Origin of the sequence: Streptomyces sp. NPDC001933 (genome assembly GCF_042890955.1) — a bacterium.
Lineage (GTDB): Bacteria > Actinomycetota > Actinomycetes > Streptomycetales > Streptomycetaceae > Streptomyces.
Map to the genome: position 1 here is coordinate 1 of NZ_JBIASS010000127.1, position 1,122 is coordinate 1,122.

Consider the following 1,122-nt stretch of genomic DNA (forward strand, 5'->3'; position numbering starts at 1 on the left):
GGGATTCGATCAACGACAGGATGCCCGTGCTCGTTACTGCTTGGGCGTGGCGTCACTGACTTGTGACGCTGGATTCGAGCCCTACGGGGACGCGGCGTAGTTGCTGGCCTGCCAGCGCCACCGTCGGGGTGCAAGTGCTGGGCGCCCTGGCGGCGTCCTGGTCACGGCGGCAGGTGCCGAACTGCGCTGTCCATACCCGGCCGCCGCCGCGGCCGGGTATGGAAAAGTCAGCGGCTACGAGCGGGCTGGGTACGGCGCTTGAGAGTACGCCGGTAATCCTGGAACCGGGCCTTGGCGATCACCGAGCGGTCGCCGCTGCGAAGCACGATGCCCTCGGGATGGCCGCCTGCACCCTCGTCCAGGGCCACGCGGGTCGTCGGCAGATAATCGTTGAGGAACGTCTGCATCTCAGCAATACCAGTCGGCACGTCACCCGCGTCCACAGTGGCCAGCCGCGGGACCAGGTCGATGTCTTCGGCCTTGGCGAACTGGGTCAGTTCGTACTCGGAGAGGAACCGTTGCCCGCCGTCCTCGCGCCAGCCGGAGATCTGGGCACGCGGCCACTCAAGGACATCGAGTGGGACGTCGGCCGTGTCGAACAGGCGGTAGCCGACGGTGCGGTTACTGGTGTATTCGCGGCTGGCCGCGGTGACCTTGCCGCCGTACACCTCCAGGTACAGGACCCGGATGCCGCTGGTGGGCGGGGTTACGCGGTCGGCGAGGGGGCGCAGGGCGTCAGCGATACCGAGGGCAGGGTTCCCGATCAAATCGCCGCGAGCGTAGAGGAGTTCCTCGCGACTGCCGAGGATGTAGTCACCGCCTGGGAAGCTGACGATCCGGCCGTTGGTGCCGTCGACCTTTTCGGTGAGGTACACGTCGCTGTTGAAGGCGGCAGCTTCCTCGATGAGGCCGCCGTTCTTCGGGTCGAGTGCGTGATAGGTGGGGATTGACGGGTACTTTGTCGCCGTATTGAGGGCGGCGAGGTCGATGGCGCGGATCACGTTGCGCTGTCCTTCCTGATTTTCACAATTGCCTACTCCGCCGAGGTGGCAGCCGTAAGCGAGGAGCGCGTGGTGGACTGCCCCGTGGTCACTTCTCCGTGGTGATGGGCTGCTGCTCGCC

1 protein-coding gene is annotated in these 1,122 nt (G+C 66.1%); it reads right to left on the reverse strand.

What is annotated here, in order from left to right; translation table 11 throughout:
- Positions 1-227 precede the first annotated feature (227 nt).
- On the reverse strand, positions 228-1,001 hold the full coding sequence (locus ACFYY7_RS45750; protein WP_388672433.1) for an RNA ligase family protein: 774 nt from the start codon (positions 999-1,001) through the stop codon (positions 228-230).
- Positions 1,002-1,122 lie beyond the last annotated feature (121 nt).